General features: G+C 74.2%; 12 protein-coding genes. 7 read left to right on the top strand and 5 right to left on the bottom strand.

The annotated features are described in order from the left end of the window. The first annotated feature begins 131 nt into the window (after window positions 1-131). Together WMF29_RS38115 and WMF29_RS38120 are read left to right on the top strand one after the other, a co-directional pair. Window positions 132-1,391, top strand: coding sequence for a metallophosphoesterase family protein (locus WMF29_RS38115; protein WP_437325014.1), 1,260 nt, complete (start codon window positions 132-134; stop codon window positions 1,389-1,391). Between the two features lie 205 nt (window positions 1,392-1,596). Beyond that, window positions 1,597-2,814: a cytochrome P450 family protein gene (locus WMF29_RS38120; RefSeq protein ID WP_437325015.1), complete on the top strand. Its 1,218-nt coding sequence runs from the start codon at window positions 1,597-1,599 to the stop codon at window positions 2,812-2,814. A 12-nt stretch (window positions 2,815-2,826) separates the two neighbouring features. Here WMF29_RS38120 and WMF29_RS38125 read toward each other — a convergent pair whose 3' ends face one another. The 5 genes from WMF29_RS38125 to WMF29_RS38145 all read right to left on the bottom strand — a co-directional run bounded on the left by WMF29_RS38125 (window position 2,827) and on the right by WMF29_RS38145 (window position 13,752). Continuing rightward, window positions 2,827-4,899 carry an amylo-alpha-1,6-glucosidase gene (locus WMF29_RS38125; RefSeq protein ID WP_437325016.1) on the bottom strand — a complete coding sequence of 691 codons (2,073 nt, stop codon included), beginning with the start codon at window positions 4,897-4,899 and terminating at the stop codon, window positions 2,827-2,829. Continuing rightward, on the bottom strand, window positions 4,889-6,835 hold the full coding sequence (gene treZ, locus WMF29_RS38130; RefSeq protein WP_437325017.1) for a malto-oligosyltrehalose trehalohydrolase: 1,947 nt from the start codon (window positions 6,833-6,835) through the stop codon (window positions 4,889-4,891). The genes WMF29_RS38125 and treZ overlap by 11 nt, the downstream gene beginning before the upstream one ends. 514 nt (window positions 6,836-7,349) lie before the next feature. Further along, window positions 7,350-9,641, bottom strand: coding sequence for an ATP-binding cassette domain-containing protein (locus WMF29_RS38135; RefSeq protein WP_437325018.1), 2,292 nt, complete (start codon window positions 9,639-9,641; stop codon window positions 7,350-7,352). After that, window positions 9,638-12,430, bottom strand: coding sequence for an ATP-binding cassette domain-containing protein (locus WMF29_RS38140; RefSeq protein ID WP_437325019.1), 2,793 nt, complete (start codon window positions 12,428-12,430; stop codon window positions 9,638-9,640). Before WMF29_RS38140 ends, WMF29_RS38135 begins: the two co-directional genes overlap by 4 nt. Window positions 12,431-12,567: 137 nt before the next feature. Next, entirely contained in the window at window positions 12,568-13,752 is a 1,185-nt protein-coding gene (locus tag WMF29_RS38145) for an HlyD family secretion protein (protein ID WP_437325020.1), read from the bottom strand. Between the two features lie 153 nt (window positions 13,753-13,905). Between WMF29_RS38145 and WMF29_RS38150 the strand changes: the two genes are divergently transcribed. From WMF29_RS38150 to WMF29_RS38170, 5 genes are all read left to right on the top strand, one after another. Beyond that, on the top strand, window positions 13,906-14,130 hold the full coding sequence (locus tag WMF29_RS38150; RefSeq protein WP_437325021.1) for a microviridin/marinostatin family tricyclic proteinase inhibitor: 225 nt from the start codon (window positions 13,906-13,908) through the stop codon (window positions 14,128-14,130). A 348-nt stretch (window positions 14,131-14,478) separates the two neighbouring features. Beyond that, window positions 14,479-14,715: a microviridin/marinostatin family tricyclic proteinase inhibitor gene (locus tag WMF29_RS38155; RefSeq protein WP_437325022.1), complete on the top strand. Its 237-nt coding sequence runs from the start codon at window positions 14,479-14,481 to the stop codon at window positions 14,713-14,715. Window positions 14,716-14,760: 45 nt separating this feature from the next. Beyond that, window positions 14,761-15,759: an MvdC family ATP-grasp ribosomal peptide maturase gene (locus tag WMF29_RS38160; RefSeq protein ID WP_437325023.1), complete on the top strand. Its 999-nt coding sequence runs from the start codon at window positions 14,761-14,763 to the stop codon at window positions 15,757-15,759. Then, on the top strand, window positions 15,756-16,781 hold the full coding sequence (locus WMF29_RS38165; protein ID WP_437325024.1) for an MvdD family ATP-grasp ribosomal peptide maturase: 1,026 nt from the start codon (window positions 15,756-15,758) through the stop codon (window positions 16,779-16,781). The genes WMF29_RS38160 and WMF29_RS38165 overlap by 4 nt, the downstream gene beginning before the upstream one ends. 218 nt (window positions 16,782-16,999) lie before the next feature. After that, window positions 17,000-20,986 (top strand): AAA family ATPase, encoded by a 3,987-nt coding sequence (locus WMF29_RS38170; protein WP_437325025.1) that lies wholly within the window; start codon window positions 17,000-17,002, stop codon window positions 20,984-20,986. The last annotated feature ends 139 nt before the right edge of the window (window positions 20,987-21,125 follow it).

Here is a 21,125-nt window from a genome sequence, read left to right on the forward strand (position 1 = left end):
GCCGCGCTCCGCGGGCGCGCTCCACCTGTCTCCTCGCCAGGGCGCGGCTCGTCCGCTCCAGGCGAGCGCGATCCTCATCGGATGAGCAGCGCTCCCGGCGCCGAGCGGCTAAGCTCGGGCCGCGTCTGCCCATGAAGTTCGTCCACGCCGCCGACCTCCACATCGACAGCCCCCTCCGCGGGCTCGACCGTTACCCGGGCGCGCCCGTCGAGCAGATCCGCGGGGCGACCCGCCGCGCGCTCGAGAACCTCGTGAACCTCTGCCTCGCCGAGGAGGTCGACCTCCTGCTCCTCGCGGGCGACATCTACGACGGCGACTGGAAGGACTACAGCACGGGCCTGTTCTTCGCCGCGCAGCTCTCCCGCCTGCGCGCCGCCCGGGTGGACGTCGTGCTCCTCTATGGCAACCACGACGCCGAGAGCAACATCACGCGTCACCTGGAGCTCCCGGAGAACGCCCGGCGGCTCGATCCCCGCCGCCCCGAGTCCATCGTCTTCGATCGGCTCGGGGTCGCCGTCCACGGACAGAGCTTCGCGACCAAGGCCGTCACCGACGATCTCGCCGCGGGTTATCCGGACGCGCGGGCAGGCCTCTTCAACATCGGCATGCTCCACACCTGCCTGGGCGGCCGCGAGGGCCACGACAACTACGCTCCTTGCAGCCTGAACACCCTCGTCGGGAAGCGATACGATTACTGGGCGCTCGGCCACGTGCACACCCGGGAGGTGCTCTCGCGCGATCCGTACATCGCGTTCCCCGGCAACCTCCAGGGCCGCCACGCCCGCGAGACAGGCGAGAAGGGCGCGCTCCTCGTCGCGGTGGACGAGGGCCGCATCACCTCGGTCGAGCACCGCCCCCTCGACGTCGTGCGCTGGTGCGCCTGCGAGGTCGATCTCTCCCCGGCCGCGAGCGCCGACGACATCGTGGATCTGACGCGGGAGGAGCTCGAGCGGCGCCTCGCCGAGGCGGACGGGCGCACGCTGGCCGCGCGGGTCTTCCTGTGCGGCGCGACGAAGGCGCACGCCGCGCTCCGCGCCGATTTCGAGCGCTGGACAGGGCAGATCCGCGCGATCGCCAACGACCTCGGCGGAGCGCTCTGGATCGAGCGCGTCCTCTCCCGGACGATCTCGCCGCTCCAGGTGGGCGCGCTGGACGAGCGGGACGACGCGATCGGCCAGCTCACGCGGTCGCTGCGCGCGCTGCGCGACGACGAGGCGGGCCTGTCCTCGCTGCTGCGCGAGTTCGCGAGCCTCAGGAACAAGCTGCCCATCGAGGCGCGCGAGGGGGACGACGCGATCCGCCTCGACGACCCGGCGTTCCTGCGCGAGGCGCTCGACGACGTGGAGCACACGCTGATCTCGCGGCTGCTCGGCGCGAGCGACGCGCCCTGAAGATCGGGCGCGCTCCCGCGGCGCGCCTGAGCTCCGACGCCGCAGCGTGACGGCGCGCCCGAGCTCCGGCGCCGCGGCGGTAACGGCGGCGCGCAGCGCTCCGACCGCCGCTTGACGGCGCGCGGTTCTCCACCATGCACACCTCGCGATCCGGCGTGACGCGAGCATCACCTCGAACGTCCGGACGCAATCGAACGGGGGAATCATGGTCGACCAGGACGCTTTTCCGGAGCTGTTCCATCCGAGCAGCCGCGCCGAGCCTCACGCGATCTACGCGCGCATGCGCGCCGCGGGGCGCCTGCATCGCCTCATTCACCCCCGCCTCGACGTGCCCATCTGGGTGGCCGTGCGTCACGACGACTGCGTGGAGCTCCTCAAGGATCCGCGCCTGATCCGCGACTTCCACAAGCTCCCTGGCGAGGTGCGCCGGCGTTACTTCCCGCTCAGCGAGCGCACGACCTTCATGGATCGGCACATGCTCGACGCCGATCCGCCGGATCACACGCGGCTCAGGGGCCTCGTCCAGCGGGCCTTCTCGCCGCGGATGATGGAAGGGCTGCGCCCGCGCATCCAGGAGATCGCGGACGGGCTCATCGACGCCGTGATCGACCGGCGCCGGATGGAGCTCGTGGCAGACTTCGCGTTTCCGCTCCCCACCGCGGTGATCGCCGAGCTCCTCGGCCTCCCCGTCGAGGATCGCGACCGGTTCCGCCGGTGGACCAAGATCCTCCTCGCGCCCGCGAACAATCGCGAGTTCGTGGAGCGCGGGCAGTCCGTGGTGGAGGAGTTCGGGGCGTACTTCCGGGCGCTCTTCGAGGTCCGCCGCAAGGCCCCGCGCGACGACCTGATCAGCGGCCTCGTGCTCGCCGAGGAGCAGGAGCACAAGCTGAGCCCGACCGAGCTCTCGAGCATGGTGTTCCTGCTGCTCGTCGCGGGCCACGAGACCACGGTGCACCTCATCGCGAGCGGCATGTTCCTCCTGCTCTCGCACCCCGAGGAGCGGCGCCGGCTGGCCGAGGACCCCGGGCTCGTCGGCTCCGCGGTGGAGGAGGCGCTGCGCTGCGAGGGGCCGGCAGAGCTCTCGACGATCCGCTGGGCGCTCGAGGACATCGAGCTGTTCGGCGCCCGCGTGCCGGCGGGAGAAGGGGTCGCGGCGGGGCTCCTGGCCGCGAACCGGGATCCGGAGCACTTTCCGGATCCGGACCGCTTCGACATCGGCCGCTCGCCGAACCGGCACATCGCCTTCGGGAGCGGGATCCACTTCTGCCTCGGCGCGATGCTCGCGCGGATCGAGGCGGCGATCGCCTTCTCGACGCTCCTGCGGAGGCTGCCGCGCATCGAGCTCGCCGTCTCGCCCCGCGACATCGTGTGGAGCGAATGGCCCATCATCCGCGGCCCGGCGGCGGTGCCTGTGGGATTCTGAGCGGGCGAGCGCTCAGCCCCCCGAGGGGGCCGTCCGGGCGTAGGCGCGCAGCACCTCGGCCACGCTCCACGCCTGGGCGACGCACCCGCGGGGCGTGAACGGCGGCTCGGCGTCGAAGATCTCGCTGATCGAGCCGGCGCACGCCTCGTCGAGGTGCGGCGCGAAGCCCTCGAGCAGGCGCCGAGCCCCGGCGAGATCGGTGGGATACACCTTCAGCCAGGCGTCGATGAACGGGCCCATGAGCCACCCCCACACGGTGCCCTGGTGATAGGCCATGTCCCGCGCGCGGAGGTCGCCGAAGTACTTCGGTTTGTAGTCCGGGTGCCCCGGCGCGAGCGACCTGAGGCCCACGGGCGTCCAGAGCCGCTCCTTCGCCTGATCGACGATCCCCTTCCAGCGCGCGGGATCGAGGACGGGGTGAGGCAGAGAGATCGAGAGGAGCTGGTTTGGCCGGAAGGCGTCGTCGACGCCCTGCTCGCCGTCGATCACGTCATAGAGATAGCCGTGCTTCTCGGACCAGAAGCGACGGTTGAAGGAGGCCTTAACCTGCTCGGCGGCCGCGCCGTAGCGCTTCGCGGCGCCGTCGCCGTCGGACTCGCGCGCCCAGCGCTCGATGAGGCGCAGGGCGTTGTACCAGAGCGCGTTGATCTCCACGGCCTTCCCCCGGCGTGGCGTGACCACGTAATCGCCGACCTTCGCGTCCATCCAGGTCAGCTGATACCCCTCTTCCCCCTGGCGGATCAGGCCGTCCTGAGGGTCGGCGCGGATCCCGAAGCGCGTCCCGCGGGTGTGGTGCTCGACGATGTCGATCAGCGTGGGGAGGATGAGCCGGAGCGTCTCGCGATCCCCGGTGGTCGCCAGGTAGCGATCGAGCGCGTGGAAGAACCAGAGGGTGGCGTCGGCGGTGTGGTAGAGCCCGTCGTTCTTGCCCTCCGGGAACATGTTGGGGATGAGCCCATCCTTCACGTAATGGGCGAACGTGCGCAGGATGTAGCCCGCCTCGGTGTGGCGCCCGGTGACGAGCGTCAGCCCCTCCAGGCTGATCATGGTGTCCCGGCCCCAGTCGGTGAACCAGTGGTAGCCCGCGATGACGGTGCGCACCTCGTCCCCGGCGGCCCGGGCGCGGGCGGCGTCCTCGACGCGGCCCGCGGGGCTGATGAGGAACTGATCGGCGCCGAGGACGAGCTCCGCCGCCGGGCCGGTGCGGACCTCGGGCGCCGCGGCGAGCAGGAGCCGTGTCCGGCGCTTGCGCTCCGCGCGCTCCACCTCGTCCGTGGAGAGGGCGTTGAGCGTCTCCCAGGCCTCCGTCGACGCGATCAGCGTCGCGCTGCCGGAGACGGGGAGCTCGAGGCTGAAGCGGCCAGGGCTGTAGAACTCGCCGACGGCATCGTATCCGCGGCTCTGCTCGATCCGGTAGCGCACGTTGCGCAGCCGGGCGCTCTCGATCCTGAACTCGGCCCGAGCGCCCTGGACCTTCAGCCGGAGCGGCGGCAGGTCGCTCGGCGACGCGAGCTCGTAGCGATCCTCGACCACGGTGAGCGCATAGGGGCCCGCCACCGGCCGATCGAGCGCACCCTCGTGCGGCCGGAAATTCACCCACGGCTGGAGCTCGATCCGCACCGGCCCCGTCCCCTCGACGAGCGTGTACGTGACATGGACCGTGTTCTGCGCGTGGGGCATGAGGAGGCGCCGCTCGATCGCCATTCCCGCGCCCTCGTAGCGCCAGACGGGGACCCCGGCCTCGAGGCGGAACTCGGCGAGATCGATGACCTGCGCGCCGCCGTCGTCGAGCCAGGGCTCCTGACCGCCCACCTGGTACACCCTGTCGTCCGCGGTGAAGATCCGGGTGGAGAGATCGCTGAGCATCATGGTGCGGCCGAGGGGGGCCGGCAGCGCGGAGATCAGCAGTCCATGGAAGCGGCGGGTCACCGCGCCGGAGACGGTGCCCGACGCGTAACCGCCGAGGCCGTTCGTGACGAGCCATTCCCGCGTGAGCGGGTCCGAGCCGCGCTCGGCGTCGTCCTGCGAGGTGGGGGCGGCGCCCCGGGACCAGACCATCCTCCGGCAGATCTCGTCAGCGTACATTCTTCTTGGGCTCCTCCGGGCGCGGGTTGGCGCTCGTCTTCTCGGGCACCGGCGTCCCGACCACGGGGTGGAGGAGGATCGCCGCCTCGCCCGGGATATGGACGCCCTCCTCGGTGATGACAGGTGGGCTGCCTTGGCCCCCGTAGCGGGGGGACTCGCTGGACCACGCCGTCTCCCAGCGGCGCCCCGGCGGCGGGGCGAAGAGCGGCTCCGGCAACGAGCCTCGGTGGATGTCCCGCCCGAGGTTGACGAGGAGCAGCCGGTCGTCGCCGTCGTCGCCGAAGTAGCGCAGGAGGAAGGCGTGGGCCGAGAGGACGGCCCCGTCGACGCCGCGCGGGCGCTGGGCCCGGATCACCGGATCGCGCCGGCGGAGCGCGATGAGGTCCTCGTGGAGGGCGTAGATGGCGGCGTTGCGCTCGCGCTCGGAGAAATCGAGCTTGCAGCGCTCGAACGTCCGCGGGTCGCTCGGATCGTCGAGCTGCTCGCGGACCTCGGGCGCCGCGCAGGAGGGGAACTGCTCGAGGAACTCCGCCCTGCCCTTGCGCACGAGCGGGGCGAGCTCGGGGTTGTGGTCGGCGAAGAAGAGGAACGGCGCCGAGGACCCGAACTCCTGCCCCTGAAAGAGCATGGGTGTCCCCGGGGCGAGGAGCAGGGCCGCCGACATCGCCCGGAGCCTGCCCGGGCTCACGATGTGGCAGAGCCGCTCGCCTCGCGCGGTGTTGGCGACCTGATCGTGGTTCTCCAAGAAGAGGACGAAGCGTGCCGGATCCACGCCGAGCGCCGGCGTCCCTCGCCGCTGCTTCTGCCAGCGGTAGCGCTGCCCCTGGAAGAGGAACCCGTGCTTCAGGGCGGAGAGGAGCTCCTGGGGCGAGCCCTCGTGATCGCTGTAATAGGCCTCGCTATGGCCGGTGAGCGCCACCTTGGCGCTGTGGTGGAAATCGTCGTTCCAGATCGCGTCGAGCCCGTAGCCGCCCCGATCGGCGGCGCGGATCAGCCACTCTTCCTGGGACTCGTTCTCGGCCACGAGGAACGTCTCCTTGCCCCTCGCCGCCTCCCGCACGCGGCGCGCGATGGCGGCGAGGATGTGGTCCTTCGACCCATCGTAGATGTTCTGCGTCGCGTCGAGCCGGAGCCCGTCGAGGTGGAACTCGTCGATCCAGTAGCCGGCGTTGGAGATGAAGTATTCCCTCACCGCCTCGGATCGCGGGCCGTCGAAGTTGATCGCCGCTCCCCAGTCCGTCTTGTGACGATCGGTGAAGTAGTCCGCGGAGAACTGGCCGAGGTAGTTGCCGTCGGGGCCGAGGTGGTTGTAGACGACATCGAGGATCACCGCGATCCCGGCGCGGTGCGCCGCGTCCACGAAGCGGCGGAGATCGTCCGGGCTTCCATAGAGGCGCGTCGGCGCGAAGAGGTTCACGCCGTCGTACCCCCAGTTGAAGCGGCCGGGGACCTCGGCGATGGGGAGCAGCTCGATCAGGGAGACGCCGATCCGCGCGAGCTCGGGCAGCTCGCGGGCCGCGGACTCCCACGTGCCCTCCCGGGTGAAGGTCCCGACGTGCATCTCGTAGACGACTTGCCCCTTCAGCGGAGCGCCCCGGAATGCCGCGTCGCTCCATGAGAACGCGCCGGGATCGATCACCTCGGAGGGCCCGTGCGGCCCCTCCGGCTGCGACCGCGAGGCGGGATCGGGATAGAGCGCCTCGCCGTCGTCGAGCCGGAACCGGTAGCGGGTACCGCTCGCGGCCGACGCGACGAGCCCCGCGAAGTAACCGCCCTCCTCGGGCCGCAGCGGGGCGGCCCCGCCGCTCCCCGGCCCGGCCTCCAGGACGACCTCGACCTTGCGCCGGCCCGGCGCCCAGACACGGAAGTGGACTCCTTTCCCGGTGAGCACCTCCGCGCCGATGGGCAACCGCCTCTCCGTCTTGAACTCCAGCATTGAAATGAATTCTAGGCTCAACACAGATGACGTCCAGCGCCTATATGCACATGACGACGCTACCGCCGTCACTGCTCAGCTGTCGAGCGCAACGTGCCTTACGGGGCTCCCTGAGAGCGTTCAGGGGCAAACCGACATCGAGGTCAGCGCCGACTGTGTGGCGAAATTGCGCGACGTGAGCTCGCTCTGAAGCGCGCGCGCCGCTGGGCTCCCTCTTTGCCCAAGGCGCGTGTTCGAGAACACGAAGCAGGACGCGACAGGACACGACGAAACGAGATGGGAGAGCCATGAAGGGGGGCTTGACAGCCTTGCGACAGGTCGTATCCCGAAGCGATAGGCGGCCACGCGTCCTCGGACGCCTGCACCCGCGGCGCGAGGTGCGCATCACGCCGTCACCGAGAGAGTTCAACGCAAAGACGCAAAGACGCGAAGACGCAAAAATGCATTTGTTTTTTGCGCCTTTGCACCTTTGCGCCTTGGCGTTGAACTCTCTCCCGCTCCCGGGCGGGCGGTCCTACGGGTGGGCGATGACCACGAGGGTGCGCGCGCGCCGGAGCACGCAGCGCAACGCGCGCTCCAGCGTCTCCGGATCGAGCGCCGCGAAGCTCTCGTCGAGCACGACGACCTCGGCGCCCTGCAGCAGCGCGCGCGCGATGTAGAGCCGGCTCCGCTCGCCGTGCGAGAGCTGCCAGCCCGTCTCGCCCACCACCTGCTCCAGCCCTCCCGGCATCCGGCCGAGCAGCTCGCCGAGGCCGAGCTCGTGGCAGATCTCCTCGGCCTCCGCGAGGTCGTCGGGCCTCGGCGGCCAGCGCCTGCCCATCAGCAGGTTGTACGCGAACGTCCCGGCGAGGACGTGGTTCTCGTGGAACTGCGGCGCCGCGGCCACGCGGCGCCGCCACGCGGCGGCGCCCAGCATGTGGCGGTCGAGCCCGTTCAGCAGCAGCAGCCCCGCGTCGGGCGCGCGCAGCCCGGAGAGCAGCGCGCTCAGCGTCGACTTTCCGCCGCCCGAGGGCCCCTCGAGCAGGATGCGGTCGCCCGCCGCGATCCGCACCGACACGTCGACGACCGCGGGGCGCGCCCGTCCCTTGTGCCGGAACGACAGCTCGTGCGCCTCCAGGACCGCCGCGCGGGCCTCGGCGTCCGCCGCGCCGGCCTGGCCGCCGGCGATTTCCTCCACGCCGCGCGCGCGAGCCGGCGATCGCCCCGCGTCGGGGGGTAGCGGAGGAGGCGGCGGCCCGCCGCGGGCGGCCGCCTGGAACAGCGTGGAGACCTGCTCCCACGCGATCGCCGCGCTGGCGAGGCTCGACAGGCCACCCGACAGGCCCTGGAGCGCACGGCTCGCGAGCAGGACGCCCCCCAGCGCCACCGCGTACGCCCCTGCGGAGCCGGTGCCCGCGAGGAACGGCGGCAGGAGGCCGGCGATGCCCGCGATGAGCCAGCCGCGCGGCATCAGCGCGCCGATCTCGATCTGGCTCCGGTCGATGTCGCGCGACCGCAGCAGGTACTGGGCGAGCGCCTCGTCCTCGCCGTGGTGCCAGCGGCCGTGGCGCTCCTGGGCGAGGCGGGTCCGGTGGCCGACCAGGCGCTCGACGAGGTCGTGCGTCATCGCGAGCCGCGCGGCGGTCCAGCGCGCGCGCCGCCGGTAGAACCGCGCGCAGAGCGCGACGACCACGACCGCCCAGGCGGCGAGCAGCAGCGCGTGGATCGCGCCCGCCGCGCCCTGGGCGAGCACGGCCGCCGCCGCCGCGAGCTCGAACGCCGACGCGACCGCCGCGACGCCGCCGCCCATCGCGAGCCCCTCGATCGCCTCGGACTCGATCACGCGGCCGAGGAAGCGGCCCGCGCCCTCGCCGCGCACCTCCTCGGCGTCGAGCGCGAGCGCGCCCGAGAGCAGGCGCTGCTTGACCAGCGCGCTAGAGTCGATCGCGACGAGGCCGGACAGCCACGCCATGAGCTGGCGCAGCGGCACGACCGTCGCGAGCAGCAGCGCGCCGGCGACGAGCCACCCCTCGTCGAGGTGGTCGTCGAGGATGCTGCGCCCCACGGTCATCCACACCAGGATCCAGAGCGTGTAGGCCGCCGCGTGGGCCGCGAGCAGGCCGAGGAGGCGGCGCGGGATCCGCGCGGCCGCGGCCTGCCGCGCGAGCGGCGCGCCCGGCGGCAGGCGCAGGCTCCAGATGCCGTCGACGATCACGGGCCCGAGGCGCTCGTCGAGCAGGGCCCGCCGCGCGCGCCCGCGCCGCCGCGGCCGCACGGCTGCGCGCGCGAGGACGCGCTCGATCTCCGGGAGCACCTGCGCCTCTATCGGGCGGCAGATGCGGCCGGCGATCGCCTCGACAGGGACGCGCGCCGTGGAGCGGTCGGCGCGGAGCGCCGCGAGGTCGCGCCCCCTGCGCCCCACGACGGCGAGGAAGCGGGGCGTGCCGCCGTCGCGCAGCCACACGAGCGCGGGCGCGACGCGGAGGAGCGCCTCGCCGATCTCGTCGTAGCGCGCCGCGATCGGCTCCGCCTCGACGCCGAGGTACGCCGCGGCCTGATCGATCCACGCCCCGAGCGCGTCGGCGCTGCGGAGGTGCCCGGCGGTCGGGACGGGCGCCGCGGCCGCGCGCGGGCCGAGGCCGCTCTGCGTCGCGAGCGCCTCGAGCGCGTCGCCGAGGCGCTCCGCCGGCCACTCGAGGGCGCCGAGCGGATCGACCGCCTGGTCCGGCCGCGCTCCCCACCCGGGTTGCGGCCTGGCCCCCCACCCGGGTTGCGCCTCCGCCCCGTCCGGCCGGGCTTCCCACCCAGGTTGCGCCTCGGCGGTCACCTCCGCTCGCCCTCCGCCGGCGCTCCGGCGCCCTCCGCCGTCGCTCCGGCTCCCTCCCCTGCCGCTCCGGCGTCCTCCCCGGCCGCCTCGGCGATGCGCCCGCGCGCGACCCTCAGCCGGCGCCATCCGCCGCTCGACCAGAGCCCTCGCTGCACGGCTGCCTCGGCCTCGAGCAGCGCGCGGTAGCGCGAGCCGGGGCGCGCCGCGAGCTCGGCCGGCGCCCCGTCCTCGACGACGCGCCCGCCGTCCACGACGAGCACCCGCTCGAACGATCGCGTCTCGCCGACGTCGTGCGTGACGCACAGGAGCGTCGCTCGGCGGAAGCGCCGCCGCGCCCGGGCGAGCAGCGCCCGGCGGCGCTCCCGGTCGAGGCCGCGGAACGGCTCGTCGAGGATCGCGAGCCGCGCCTCGCTCCGCAGCATCGCCCGGCCCAGGCGCAACCGCTGCCCCTCGCCGCCGGAGACGAGCCCTCCGCCCTCGCCGAGCAGCGTCTTCTGCCCCTCTGGAAGCCGCTCCAGCACCTCGCGCAGCTCGGCCTCCTCGACGACGGCGCCGAAGTCGGCCGCGTCGTCGGGCGCGCCGTAGCGGAGGTTGTCGAGGAACGATCGGTTCCAGATCTGGACCGCCGGGTCGACCCACGCGGTCTCCTCGCGCAGCGCGCGCACCCGCTCGCCGTCGAGGGGGCGGCCGTCGACGAGCACCCTGCCCTCGCTCGCCCTGTGCCAGCCGAGCAGGACCCCGACGAGGCTCGACTTCCCCGCGCCCGAGGACCCCACGATCGCCACGTGGCTGCCCGCAGCGATCGTCAGATCCACCCCGTCGAGGATCACATGACCTGCCGCCTGGATGCGCACGCGCTCGAAGGTGATCGCGCAGCCCGCGCCGCCGGCGCCCTCTTGCGCGAGCGGCGCCGCCGCGGCGGGCGCGCGCAAGGGGGCGCCGGCGCGCGGCTCCTCCGGCGCGCCGAGCGGCTCGAGCAAGCGCAGCGCCGTGTTGCGGTGCCCCGGGTACTGGAGCAGCGTGCTCGCGAGCGCCTGCCCGATCGCGGGCAGCGCGAGCGCCCAGTAAAAGAGCAGGAGCGCCCGAGAGAGAGCGCCCCCGCGGGCGAGGAAATCGCCGAGGATCCACGCGGCGAGCGCGAAGCCGATCAGCGCCTGCGCCCCGTCGACGGCGAGGGCTGCGCGGAGGAGCGCGCGGCCGGCGAGCGCCCACTCCCCGAGCAGGCCCGCGTGCTCGCGCCGCACGGCCCGCTCCGCGGCGTGCGCCCGGATCGGCACGAGGCCGAGGAGCGCGTCGAGGTAGAAGCCCGTGAGCGCGCCGGCGTGGGTGCGGACGCGCAGGTCTCGCTCGACGAGGACGCGGTTCCCCGCGAACGGCAGCGCGAGCGCGAGCGCCGCGCCCGGCACGGCGAGGCGCGCGCTCGCGGGATCGATCCAGACGATCGCGGCCGTGGTGACCGCGAGGTCGAGCGCCGAGCGCGCGATCTGGCCGCCGAACGCGGGCAGGCCGCGGAGCACGTGCAAGCTGTGGCCGCGCTGCGCCATGTCCGAGGCCGGGCGGCTGTGGAAGTAGCGATCGCCGATGCGCGGGATCTTCGCGAGGAACGCCATCCGCAGCCGGACCTCGAGGTGGCGCCCGAGCCGGATCATCCCCGTGGTCAGCGAGAGATCGAGGGCGAGCTCCACCGCGAGGAACGCCGCGAGGGCGACGATGGCGGCGAGGCGCTGCTCGAACAGCGCGAGATCGTTCGAGATCTGGAGCAGGCCCCGGAAGAGGAGGCTCTCCAGCACCACCGTCGCGACGCTGAGCAGGAGCGCTCCGGCGAGCACGGCGGGCGTCAGCAGGCCATCCTCGCGGATCATCCGGAGGAGCGCGCGCCCAGGCGGGATCTCGCGCTCCGCGAGGGCGGCTGCGAGGTCGGGGGGGAGGCGCGCCTCGCCGCGCGCAGCCGCCTCGCCGCGAGCCCCCGCCTCGGTATTTGCCGGAGGCGCGGGGGCGCCGGCGCCCGGCGCGCCGTCGCGGCCTGCCGGCGCGTGGGCGAGGCTGAGCGGTCTCCGCCCGCGGATCCGCACGAGCACGGCGCCGCGCGTGAGGACCTGCTCCTCCCCGCGCAGGCCGGCCGGCCCCGGGCGCGCCGTCCAGAAGCCGGGCGGGATCATCTCCTCCCGGGCGGCCCCGGCGTCTCGATCGAGCAGCGCGCCCAGCACGCGCGCGGCCTCGCGCCCGCGCCCGAGGCCGCCGGAGCGCACGAGCGACGTGACAAGGCGCGCGCCGGCGTCGAGCGCGGCGATCGCTCGCCAGTCCCGGTCCGACAGCGCCGCCTCGATCGGCCCCGTCCCTGCGCCGAGCCACGCGAGCCGGCGCCCGAGCGGCCGCGTGAACCCGTCGCTCGCGGCCCACGCGCGGAAGTCCGCCGCGGACAGGGGCAGCTCGTGCTGGTAGAGCTCGGCTTCGAGCTGCCGTCGCGTGACCCAGCGCCGCCCCGTGCCCGGGTCCATGATCTGCGCGAGGCCGCCGTGCCGGCGCCAGATCACGACGATGTGGAGCGGCCCGGTCGACTGCCGCACGATCGCCAGGGCGGGCAGCGCCTGGGCCTCGTCGAGGAGCACGTGCTCCGGCGGCAGGAGGATCTGCTGGGCCACGAGCCCGAGCTGCTCCGCGAGGTCCTCCAGGGTGTCGATGGAGGTGCCGTCGACGTCGGTCTGGCAGGCCTCGCGCAGGCGCCCATAGCTCACGCCGACGCCGAAGCCCTCGAGCACGCACTTCAGCGTCGCTGGCCCGCAATCCATCGCCGAGGTCTGCACGACCTCCGGCGCGAGGAGGCTCCTCCTCGGGCTCGGCGGCCTACGGCGGGGATCGGCGCTCGCTGCGCGCTCCGGCGCGGATCGTGGCGAAGAACGTGGATCGGCGCCCGCCGTCCCCTGGCTCACCCGTCCGCTCCGCCGCGGACCCTCACGATCTGCCCTGCTGCCCGCAGCACGAGCGACGCCGGCGAGACGCGCTCCATCTCGATGACGACGTTGCCGGGGAGCCCGTGCTGCATGGGGATCGGCGACGCGGGATCGGGGCGCACGCCGAGCTCCACGCGGATGCGGCCCTCCTGCGCCTCGCTGGCGACGCGCTCGACGGTGGTGGCCAGCGTGCCGTATTCGGTCCAGGGGAACGCGTCGAGGCGCAGGCGCCCCGCCTGCCCCGCGCGGATCCGCCCGACGGAGGAGGGCGGGAACTCCGCGATCACCCTGAGCTCGCCGGGCGGGACGACGGCGGCCACGACGTCGCCTTCGCGCACGAAGGAGCCGGCCCGCAGCACCGTGATCTCACCGACCCGCCCTGCGATCGGCGAGCGGATCTTGCGCCGCTCGATCTCGGCGAGCAGCCCCTCGATCGTCGCCTCCAGCACGAGCCGCTCCCCCTCGAGCGAGGCCGCCTCGCGGTCGAGCCGCGCGAGCTCGGCCTGCTGCTCGCTCTGCCCGGTGCGCCGCTCGACGTCGGCCCGCGCGGCGGCCCGATCGAGCGCCTCGGTCGCCGAGCGCCTCGACAGCGCCTCGGCCGCGAGCCGCGCCGCCTCGGCCTCGGACACGAGCCCGTCCTGCCGGAGGCGCACGGCCCGCGCCGCCTCGAGCTCCTGGAAGCGCGCGCCCGCCTCCGCCTCCTTGAGCCGCGCCTTCGCCTCGTCGATGCGCGCGCGCGCCGCCTCCGCCCCGTCGCGCAGCGCCTGCGAGCGCGCCGCGATCTCGGCCCGGAGCGGCCCCATCTGCCCCGCGATGGCCGAGAGCCGGGCCCGCTTGTCGTCGATGTCGCGGCGGAGCGGCTCCACGTCGAGCTCGACGAGGACGTCGCCCGCGGCGACCTCGGCCCCGAGGAGGTCGAGGCGGACCGCGGCGACCCTCCCGCCGAGGGGCGCCTCCACGCGGTGTGCCGCCTGCCCCACCTCGAGGCGCGCGCTCACGCTCGCCTCGTACTGCCCGACGCGCGCGAGGAAGAACCACGCGAGCCAGCCCCCGAGCAGCAGCGCGCCGATCGCGGCGCCCGCGATCGAGCCGCGATGGCCGTCGGTCGCGATCACGTGGATCGAGCGTGAGAACCCGGCGGGCATGAAGGGTCGCGACAAGGTACACGAGCGAAGGATGCGCAGGAAGTCGCACCCATCGCCCGGGTAAAGGCGTTGAGCCTGGCAAAACTTCACGTGCGGCGCGGACCGATTAAATGAATGCTCTCCTCCGCGGCTCCGCCGCAAAGCAGTCATTCCATCTGGAGGTCCCCCATGGCTGATATCGATCGTGATCACGAGCAGAACGAGCAATCGGAGCAGGAGGAGCAGACGGAGACGGTGCCGTTCTTCGCTCGCTACCTGGAAGATCAGAAGCGAATCCGGACCGGCGTCAAAGCCGGCGGCAGCTATCTCTCCAAGAAGTACCCCTCCGACGGCGACGAGGACGTCACCATGAAGTACCCCTCCGACGGCGACGAAGAGCTGGCCGTGAAGTGAACCGCGAACGCCGCACGGCGGGTAACCGCCCGCGGCCGAGCGGAACCCACCGAAATCGCCCGCAACATCGCGTACCTTCCGTACCTTCCATAACGACGTCGTGACAACGCGTAACCAAGCTCAACACGATTCAACACAATCGAGCGCCCGTGATTGAAAGATCGCCGCAGCAGCGGAATCGCAGCATCACGGGATCGCGGAATCACGACGTCGAGCCCGCCGCAATTGTGCTGAAGAGCGCCGAAGATCGTCCTCGGGCTTGCACCCCCGCCCGGTTGCTCGCTACGGTAGCTCTCTTGTCCTCGGCGGCTCCGTCGCCGCGGCAACGCAACCATCTGGAGGTATCCCATGGCCGATATCGACAACCGTGAGCCCGAGCAGCAGGAGCAGAAGGACGACGCCGAGGCGGTGCCGTTCTTCGCGCGCTTCCTGGAGGATCAGAAGCGCGTCCGTACCGGCGTCAAGGCCGGCAGGTCGCCCTACCAGACGCTGAAGTACCCGTCGGACCAGGAGGACGGCGGGGGCGGCGGGAAAGACCCGATCTTCACCACGCTGAAGTACCCGTCGGACGGCGACGAGGCCTGAGCATCGCATGGACCGCCCGCGCCCGTGCGAGAGAGGCCTCCTGACGTGACGACGGCGAGCGCGAGCGTCCTCCTGGTCTCGCACTCACAGGACGACTTCGGGATCGGGCGCGTGGCGGAGGCGCTGCGAAGGCGCGGCGCTCGCCCCATCCGCCTGGACGTCGACCGGTTCCCTCGCGACATCACGCTCTCGACGGCGCTCGGGCCGGGCGGCGTGCGCCGACGCCTGGAGGACGCCGGGGCCGAGATCGGCGGAGACGAGATCTCCGCTGTCTGGCTCCGGCGCCTCTGGGCGCCGAGCCTCGGCGAGGGCATCCCCGAGGCGTACCGCGGCGCCTGCGTGCGCGAGTCGATGGCGGCGCTGGCCGGGTGGCTGCGCGGGCTCCCCGCGCGGCGCTGGATCAACGAGCCCGAGGCCGAAGAGCGCGCCCAGGACAAGCTGCGCCAGCTCGCGGCGGCCGCGTCGGTCGGCCTGCGCATCCCCGAGACGGTCGTGACGAACGACCCGGCCGAGGTCCGCGCTTTCTTCGCGCGCCTCGGGGGGTGCGTGGTCGCCAAGATGCTCACGCCCTTCTCGACGAGCCTCGCTGGCGGCGCGCCCTTCGTCTTCACGCACGCCGTCGCCGAGGCCGACCTCGACGCCCTCTCCGGGCTGCGCCAGAGCCCCATGATCTTCCAGGAGCGCATCCCCAAAGCGCGCGAGCTGCGCGTCGCGTGCGTCGACGGCCGGTGCTTCCCGGGCGCGCTCGACGCGACCCGCTACGAGTCGATCGCGGTCGACTGGCGCCACCCGGACGTGAGCGAGGTCGGCATCGGGTGGGAGCCGGATGCCCTCCCGCGCGACGTCGAAGCGCAGCTCGGCGCGCTCCTTCGCGCCCTCGGGCTGGTCTTCGGGGCCGTCGACCTCATCCGGACGCCCGACGGAGAGCACGTCTTTCTCGAAGTGAACCCCGCCGGCGAGTGGGGCATGCTGGAGCGGGATCTCGGCCTGCCGATCGCCGACGCGCTGGCGGAGGCGCTGATCGCTCCGACGGAGAACCGGTGACAGTCCTCATCATCACGCACAGCGAAGACAACGAGTGCATCGACCGCGTCGCCGCCGCGATCGCCAGGCTGGGCGGCCGGGCCTTCCGCTTCGACACCGACGCTTTCCCGGCGGGGGCGCGGCTCTCGCTCTCGTCGGGGACCGGGGCGGGCCGCTCCACGCTGACCACCCGGGACGGCGCGCTCGACCTCGGCGACGTGACCGCCGTCTGGTATCGCCGGGTCGCCTACGGCGCCAGGCTGCCCTCGTCGATGGATCCGCAGCTCCGGACCGCGTCGGTCCACGAGGCGAAGCAGACCGCGGAGGGCATGCTCGCTGCGTTCCGCGTCCCGCAGGTCGACCCCTTGCCGGCGGTGCGCTTCGCGTCGAACAAGCAGGTGCAGCTCGACATCGCGCGCGAGGTCGGCCTCGACACGCCGCGCACGCTCACGACCAACGACGCCGACGCGGCGCGGGCCTTCGCCGCGACCTGCCCCGGCGGGGTGATCGCCAAGATGCTCTCGTCGTTCGCCGTCTACCGCGACGGCGAGGAGCAGGTGGTCTTCACGAACGCCCTCGAGGCCAAGGACCTCGCGGACATGCGCGGGCTCTCGCTGTGCCCGATGACCTTCCAGGAGAACATCCCGAAGGCGCGCGAGCTGCGGGTCACGGTCGTTGGCGAGCGCGTCTTCACGGCCTCGGTCGACTCGCAGGCGGCGCCCGGCGCCGAGGTCGACTGGCGCCGGCAGGGGATCGAGCTCATCGACGCCTGGCGCAAGGACACGCTCCCGCCCGACGTCGAGACGGGCGTGCTCCGGCTGATGGATCAGCTCGGCCTCAACTACGGCGCGCTCGACATCCTCCGCACGCCGGACGGCCGGCACGTCTTCCTCGAGGTCAACCCGTCCGGCGAGTTCTTCTGGCTGGAGCGGACCCCCGGGCTCCCGATCAGCGAGGCGCTCGCCGAGGTGCTGCTCGGCAAGGCGCCGCGGCGCGGCTCGTGGAGCGCCTTCCTCCACACGCCGGCGACGCAGCGCCGCTGAGCCGACGGCGCAGCGCCGCCGGGCGGAGCGGACGCTCCGGTGCCGCCCGCCCGCCCGCCGCATCCAGCACGACACGACCTGCCGCCCTCTCATCGGACGGACGGGCGCCGCGCAACGTGCCTCGGCTCCGCGCAGTGCGGCTTGACAACGCCCGGAGGTTCCGCACTTGCTATCCGTTCAGGGGAGGGCACCGTCCCCTGCGCCCGGCAAGCGATCTCGTGAAGATCCTAGAGCTCCACCTCCTCGCGTTCGGCCCTTTCACGGATCTCCGGCTCGACTTCTCCTCGCCGTCGCCGGGCCTCCACGTCGTCTACGGCCCCAACGAGGCAGGAAAGAGCACCGCGCTCCGGGCGATCCGCGGCCTGCTCTACGGCATCCCGCACATCACGCCCGACGCCCACCTGCATCACAACACCGATCTCCGCGTCGGCGGCCGGCTCGCGGGAAGGGGCGACGCCGCGCTCGCGCTCGTCCGCCGCAAGGGGCGCGTGAAGACGCTCCGCGACCCGGACGACAACCCCCTCGACGACGCCGCGCTCGCGCCGGTGCTCGGCGGCGTGACGGAGGAGCTCTTCCGGACCTCCTTCGGGCTCACCCACGAGACGCTCCGCCAGGGCGCCGAGGCCCTGCTCCAGGGCAAGGGCGACGTCGGTCAGAGCCTGTTCGGCGCGGGGCTCGGCGGGCCGGGGCTGCAGCAGCTGCTCACCACGCTGCGCCAGGAGGCGGACGAGATCTTCACGCCCCAGGCGAGGACCCGCCCCCTCAACGAGGCCATCAAGGCCTTCGAGGCGGCCCGCAACGGGGCCAGGAGCGCCGCTCACCCGCCCGCGGACTGGACCCGCAAGCGGCAGGAGATCGACGAGCAGCGGGCCGAGCAGGAGCGCGTCGACGCGGAGCTGCGCGCGCTCCGGTCGACCGACAAGCGGCTCCGGCGCGCGCTCCGGGTGCTCCCGCTGCTGGAGGCGCGGCGCGCGATCCTGGGCCGGCGCGCCGCCCTCGGCCATGTCGTCCTGCTGCCCGAGAGCGCGCAGCGCGACCGCGAGGACGCCCAGGACCGCGCCGCCGACGCGAGCGCCCAGGCCTCGCGGCTCCGCGCCGACATCGCGGAGCTCGAGGCCCGCCACGCCGCGCTGGAGGTCCCCGCGTCGCTCGCCGACCTCGACGCGGGCGCGGTCGACGGCCTCGTGACCCGGCTCGGGAGCCACCGCAAGGCCGCCGTCGACCTGCCGCGCGTCCGGGCGGAGCTCCACGGCGTCGAGGAGGACGCGCGCGCGATCCTCCGCAGGCTCGGGCGGGACGCCTCGCTCGCCGGCGGCGACGACCCCGAGCGGCTCGAGGCGATGCGCGTCGACGTCGCGACCGAGGCGCGCATCAAGAAGCTCGCCCGCGAGCGCGGCGCCGCCGAGGCCAAGCCGCGCGAGGTGGAGCGGCTGCTCTCGGCGCACCGCGCGCGGCGCGACGCCTGCGCGCGCAGGCTGGCCGAGCTGCCGTCGGGCGAGGACCCCGCCCCGCTCCGCGGCGCGCTCTCGCGCGCGCAGAAGCAGGGCGACCTCGAGCACCGCCTCCGCGAGGCCGCCGCCGCGGCGGCGCAGCTCGCCCGCGACGCGGACGCGCAGCGCGATCGGCTCGGCCTCGCGGCAGCGCGGCGGGCGCGGCTCGACGCCGGCGACGCGCCCGAAGGCCGGCCGCTGTCCGCGGCCGAGGCGAGCGCCCTGCCCGTCCCGCTCCCCGAGACGGTCGACCGGGCGGCCGCGCAGTGGGGCGCGCTCGCCCGGGAGCGCGAGCGGCTCGGCGAGCGCGCCGCCGAGATCGAGGCGCGCCTCCGCGAGAGCGCCCGCGAGATCGACGCGCTCCAGCGCGCCGGCGCCGTCCCCACGGAGGCCGACCTCGCGGAGGCGCGCGAGCGCCGGGACGCCGCCTTCAAGGCACTGGTGCGCGCCCTCCAGGCGAAGGCGGGCGCCCGCGCGGCGGCGGCGACGATCCACACCGCCACGCTCTTCGACATCGGCGCGGACGCGCCCGCCTCGCCCGGAGCGCGGCGCAGGCCGTCGCTCGCCGCGCGCGACGAGCCGCCGGCCGCCCGGGGAAAGCCCGAGGACTACGCCGACCTGGTCCGCGCCACCGACGCCCTCGCCGATCGGCTGCGCCGCGAGGCCGACCGGGTCGCCCGCCTGGCGCGGCTGCTCGCGGACGAGACGCGGGCCCAGGCGGACCAGGCGCAGCTCGCCGCGGAGCGCGCCGCGCTCGCGCGCCGGGCCGAGGAGGCCGAGGCCGCGTGGCTCGAGCTGTGGCGGCCCGCGGGCGTCGCCCCGCGCTCCCCCGAGGAGATGCGCGGCTGGCTCGGCCGCTACGCGGCCCTCACCGCCACGGTCGATCGGCTGCGCGCCGCGGAGGCCGAGGCCGAGGCGCTGCGGGCCCGGATGCAGGCGCACGCGGCCGAGCTCCACGCGGCGATCCAGGGCGCCCGCGCCGCGCCGGGCGCCTCGCGCGGGGACGCGGCCGGCGTGGGCGCGCGCAGTGATGCGGCGGCCGTGGGCGCGCGCGGCGATGCGGCCGGAGCGCCGGAGGACGCGCCCGCGCGCCTCCCGGCGCTCGTCGAGGCCGCGGAGCAGGAGCTCGCGGCCATCGAGGGCGCGGCCCGGGAGCGCAAGGAGCTCCTGCGGGAGCGCAAGGAGCTCGAGCGCGAGATCGAGGACCTCGAGCGCGAGCAGGCGCAGCACGCGCGCGCGCTCGAGGCGTGGCGTGCCGAGTGGGCCGAGGGCGTGCGGCCGCTCGGCCTGCCCGGCGACGCCTCCGCGGACGAGGCCACGGCGATCCTCGACGAGCTCGGCGCGCTGTTCCGCAAGGCGGACAGCGCGGCCCACGAGCGCCGCCGGGTGCGCGGCATGGAGCGCGACGCCCGGGCGTTCGCGGCCGACGTCGCGGAGCTCGCGTCCCGGCACGCGCCGGACCTCGCCCCGCTGCCGGCGGATCAGGCCGCCGATCAGCTGATCAAGCGCCACCACAAGGCGCGCGCCGACCTCCGCGAGCGCGGCGAGATCGCGCGGAGCCTGGCCGACAAGCGCCGCGAGCTGGATCAGCAGGAGGCGCGCCGCGCGGCCGCCGAGGCGCGCCTCGCCAAGCTCTTCGAGGCGGCGGGCGTCCCGCGCGGCGGCGACGACGCCGCCGACGTCGCCGCGCTCTCCCTCGCGGAGGAGCGCTCGCGCGAGGCGCGCCGGCTCGATCGCGAGCTCGTCGAGAACGAGGGCAAGCTCCTCGAGGCGGGCGAGGGCGCGGGCATCGCCGCGCTCGAGCAGGAGACCGCGGGGGTGGAGCGGGACGCGCTCGCGCTCGAGCTCGACCGGGCGGAGGAGCGCCTCGCGGCGCTCGAGGACGAGCGGCGCCGGATCGACAGGGCGCTCGGGAGCCTGGAGCAGGAGCGCGAGCACCTCCGGGCGACGGTGGGCGCCGCGGAGGCCGCCGCTGAGGCGCAGATCTGCCTCTCGCACCTGCGCGGCGAGGTGCGCCGTTACGTGCGGGCGCGCCTCGCCGCGGTGCTGCTCGAGCGCGAGATCGAGCGCTACCGCGAGCGCAACCAGGGCCCCATCCTGGCGCGCGCGAGCGCGCTCTTCCACCGCCTGACGCTGGGCGCCTTCGCCGGCCTCCGGGTGGGCTACGACGAGAGCGAGCAGGCGATCCTCCGCTGCGTCCGCGCGGCGGCGTCCGTCGCGGGGGTCGGCGGGGCAGCGGCCGCGAGGGCGCCCGCGCCGGACGGCGCGGCGGAGCCCGTGACGACGCCGGCGGACGCAGCGGCAGAGCCCGTGAAGGCGCTCGCGGACGCAGCGGCGGAGCCTGCGAAGGCGTCTGTAGATGCAGCCGCGGAGCCCGCGAAGGCGCCGGCGGACGCAGCGGCAGAGCCCGCGAGGGCACCGGTGCAGCGCGAGGTGGACGTGACGGGCCTGAGCGACGGCACGCGCGACCAGCTCTACCTCGCGCTGCGCCTCGCGAGCCTCGAGCACCACGCCCGGACGGGCGAGCCGATGCCGCTCATCCTGGACGACATCCTGATTCACTTCGACGACGACCGCGCCCGGGCTGCCCTCGCGGTGCTCGGCGAGCTCGCGGGGACGACGCAGGTGCTGTTCTTCACGCACCACGCGCGGCTCTGCGAGCTCGCGCGCGAGGCGGTGCCGGCCGATGTGCTCCGCGAGCACCGCCTGCGGTAGAGGACCGCGGCGGGCGGGGCCAGCGGCTCCTCGGGGATGCCGGGGAGTTGAATCCCGCAGGTTGGCCCGAGCAGCGAGACGTGGAAGCTGAGCGCCGTTTCGCCGGTGAGCCAGATACGACCCGAGTGCGCCGGTTCGC

It is taken from the genome of Sorangium sp. So ce381 (assembly GCF_051473845.1).
Lineage (GTDB): Bacteria > Myxococcota_A > Polyangia > Polyangiales > Polyangiaceae > Sorangium > Sorangium atrum.

What these genes read in the sequence shown, in the direction of transcription:
- treZ (WP_437325017.1), bottom strand. Translation starts at nt 6,835, where the DNA reads ATGCTGGAGTTCAAGACGGAGAGGCGGTTGCCCATCGGCGCGGAGGTG.
- WMF29_RS38150 (WP_437325021.1), top strand. Translation starts at nt 13,906, where the DNA reads ATGGCTGATATCGATCGTGATCACGAGCAGAACGAGCAATCGGAGCAG.
- WMF29_RS38120 (WP_437325015.1), top strand. Translation starts at nt 1,597, where the DNA reads ATGGTCGACCAGGACGCTTTTCCGGAGCTGTTCCATCCGAGCAGCCGC.
- WMF29_RS38155 (WP_437325022.1), top strand. Translation starts at nt 14,479, where the DNA reads ATGGCCGATATCGACAACCGTGAGCCCGAGCAGCAGGAGCAGAAGGAC.
- WMF29_RS38115 (WP_437325014.1), top strand. Translation starts at nt 132, where the DNA reads ATGAAGTTCGTCCACGCCGCCGACCTCCACATCGACAGCCCCCTCCGC.
- WMF29_RS38140 (WP_437325019.1), bottom strand. Translation starts at nt 12,430, where the DNA reads ATGGATTGCGGGCCAGCGACGCTGAAGTGCGTGCTCGAGGGCTTCGGC.
- WMF29_RS38125 (WP_437325016.1), bottom strand. Translation starts at nt 4,899, where the DNA reads ATGTACGCTGACGAGATCTGCCGGAGGATGGTCTGGTCCCGGGGCGCC.